Source organism: uncultured Roseibium sp. (assembly GCF_947499295.1).
Taxonomy (GTDB): domain Bacteria; phylum Pseudomonadota; class Alphaproteobacteria; order Rhizobiales; family Stappiaceae; genus Roseibium.
This window is the reverse complement of record NZ_CANMNP010000073.1, coordinates 1-3,072: the sequence shown is the minus strand read 5'-3', so window position 1 is coordinate 3,072 and position 3,072 is coordinate 1. Positions and strand designations below refer to the sequence as shown.

Annotated in this window: 3 protein-coding genes; all 3 read left to right on the top strand. The window is 61.4% G+C overall.

Annotation, left to right across the window (positions count from 1 at the left end):
- On the top strand, positions 1-956 hold a 956-nt coding region (locus Q0835_RS29575), incomplete at its 5' end, for a sugar ABC transporter substrate-binding protein (RefSeq protein WP_366142422.1).
- A gap of 193 nt (positions 957-1,149) precedes the next feature.
- Positions 1,150-2,283, top strand: coding sequence for an ABC transporter permease (locus Q0835_RS29570; RefSeq protein ID WP_298967015.1), 1,134 nt, complete (start codon positions 1,150-1,152; stop codon positions 2,281-2,283).
- A gap of 1 nt (position 2,284) precedes the next feature.
- Positions 2,285-3,072: ATP-binding cassette domain-containing protein (locus Q0835_RS29565; RefSeq protein WP_298967012.1), on the top strand; the 788-nt coding region annotated here is incomplete at its 3' end.

Below are 3,072 nucleotides of genomic sequence, written 5' to 3'. Positions count from 1 at the left end.
TTTGGGAGGAACTTATGAAGAAGACATTGATCGCCTTTGCGACGGCCGCGATTGCGTTTACGGGACTGAGCGGCACCGCGGTTGCGGATGGTGAGCGTTTTGTTCTTGTCAGCCATGCGCCGGACAGCGACAGCTGGTGGAACACGATCAAGAACGGTCTTGCTCTTGCCGGTGAGCATGTTGGTGCTGAGGTTGAGTATCGCAATCCGCCGACAGGCGACATTGCGGACATGGCGCGCATCATCGAGCAGGCTGCTGCATCCAACCCGGACGGCATCATCACCACGCTTGCCGATCCTGACGTTTTGTCCGGACCGATCCAGAACGCGGTTGCCAAGGGTGTTCCCGTGATCATCATCAACTCCGGCACGCCTGAGCAGGCAGCCGATGTCGGTGCGCTGATGTATGTCGGCCAGCCAGAGTATGATGCCGGTCTTGCAGCCGGTCAGCGCGCCAAGCGTGATGGCGTTGGCTCGTTTCTGTGTGTCAACCACGTTGTTTCCAACCCTGTGGTTGGCGAGCGCTGCCGCGGCTTTGCCGACGGTCTGGGTGTGGATCTGGGCACCAGCATGATCGACAGTGGCCAGGATCCGGCCGAGATCAAGAACAAGGTCAAGGCGTATCTTCTGGCCAACCCGGACACCGAAGCTGTCCTGACGCTCGGCCCGACCTCCGCGGACCCGACCATCCAGGCGCTTCAGGAAATGGGCAAAGCCGGCGACATCTACTTCGGCACCTTTGATCTGGGCACCGAGATCGTCAAGGCGATCAAGGACGGCACCATTCAGTGGGGCATTGACCAGCAGCCGTTCCTGCAGGCCTACCTGCCGGTGATCGTTCTGGCCAACTACCAGCGCTATGGTGTGCTTCCGGGCAACAACATCAACTCCGGCCCGGGGTTCATCACCAAGGACGCTCTGGCGAAGGTTGAAGAATTCGCCGGCGAGTACCGCTAAGGCAGTGGCCGCCCGAGCGGTCGACTGGAGAGGCGGTTCCCCCGCCTCTCCCTTCTTAAGAACGTAACCCAAGCGCTCCTTTATCGAAGTCGAGCGCGCTTCATCCGGAACATTGTTCTGCGGCCGGGCCGCATGGAAGCGGGCCTATCCTGCTTCACAAGGCGGCCGGCCACACGGCACGCAGGAGGACATCATGGCTGAGACCCAAACGGCAGCCCCACCAGAACCAGAGAAAGACGAACGCGTCCGCGAGATGTCTCGCATGCGCAAGGCGTTGATCCGCCCAGAGCTCGGCGCCATTTGCGGCACCATTCTCGTATTCATGTTTTTCCTCGGCATTGCCAGCGACAGCGGCATGTTCGCCGCCGAGGGCATCATCAACTGGGGCACCGTTTCCGCCCAGTTCGCCATCATCGCCGTCGGCGCCTGCCTGTTGATGATCGCCGGCGAGTTCGACCTGTCCGTCGGCTCCATGATCGGCTTTTCCGGCATCATCATCGCTCTCATGAGCGTGCAGTGGGGCTTTCCCGTCTGGTTTGCCATTCTGGTCGCCTTCGCCCTGTCCCTTTGCATTGGCGCCCTCAACGGCTATCTGGTCATCAAGACCGGCCTGCCCTCCTTCATCGTCACCCTCGCCTTTCTCTATATCCTGCGCGGCCTGACGATCTTCATTGCCATTGCCACCACCCGCAAGACCATCATCGGTGGCGTCAAGGATATTGCCGAGGGCGATCCGATCGCCTGGCTGTTCGGCGGCAAGGTCTTTTCCGGGGTGTTCGTCTGGCTGGCGGATCTGGGCCTTGTCGGCACCTTCGTGGCCGGCCCCAAGGCCGGTCTGCCCGTGGTCGAGGGCATTCCCATGCTGATGATCTGGGCCATTGCCCTCATCGTCTTCGGCCACATTCTTCTGACCCGTACCCGCTTCGGCAACTGGATCTTTGCCTCCGGCGGGGATGCACAGGCCGCCCGCTATGTCGGCGTGCCGGTCAGCCAGGTGAAGATCTCCATGTTCATGTTCACCGCCTTCTGCGCCACCGTCTTTGCCACCTGTCAGGTGATGGAGTTCGGCTCGGCGGCCGCCGACCGCGGTCTGTTGAAGGAGTTCGAGGCGATCATCTCCGTGGTCATCGGCGGCGCGCTTCTGACCGGCGGCTACGGCTCGGTCATCGGGGCCGCCCTGGGCGCGCTGATCTTCGGCGTCGTCCAGCAGGGCCTGTTCTTTGCCGGCGTGGAGAGTTCGCTCTTCCGGGTGTTCCTCGGGGTGATCCTGCTGCTTGCCGTGATCCTCAACACCTATATCCGCCGCATGATCACAGGAGAACGTTGAGATGCCCGATGCAAACACAGCTCCCCTGATCGAACTGGTCGACATCGAGAAGCATTTCGGCCCGGTGATTGCCCTCAACGGCGTTTCCGTCTCCGTCAAGGCCGGCGAGTGCCACTGCCTGCTCGGCGACAACGGCGCCGGCAAGTCCACCTTCATCAAGACCATGTCCGGCGTGCACAAGCCCACCCGCGGCAAGATCCTGATCGATGGCAAGGAGATCAGCTTCTCAACGCCCCGCGATGCCATGGAGGCCGGCATTGCAACGGTCTACCAGGATCTGGCGATGATCCCGCTGATGTCGGTGACCCGGAACTTCTGGATGGGCCGCGAACCCAGAAAGAGCGTCGGTCCGTTCAAGTTCTTCGACTTTGCCGAGGCCAACGAGGTCACCCTGACCGAGATGGCCAAGATGGGCATTCATCTGCGCTCGCCCGACCAGGCTGTCGGCACCCTGTCGGGCGGTGAGCGCCAGACGGTCGCCATCTCCAGGGCGGTTTATTTCGGGGCAAAGGTCCTCATTCTCGATGAGCCGACATCCGCCCTCGGTGTGCGCCAGACCTCCAATGTGCTCGCAACAATCGACAAGGTCCGCAAAAAAGGCATCGGCGTCGTCTTCATCACCCACAATGTCCGCCATGCCATGGCCGTCGGAGACCGCTTCACAGTCCTCAACCGGGGAAAAACACTTGGAACAGCTGAGCGCGGAGACATCAAGGCAGAAGAACTACAGGAAATGATGGCAGGCGGACAGGAACTCGCCCAACTCGAAGGCTCACTCGGCGGTACGGT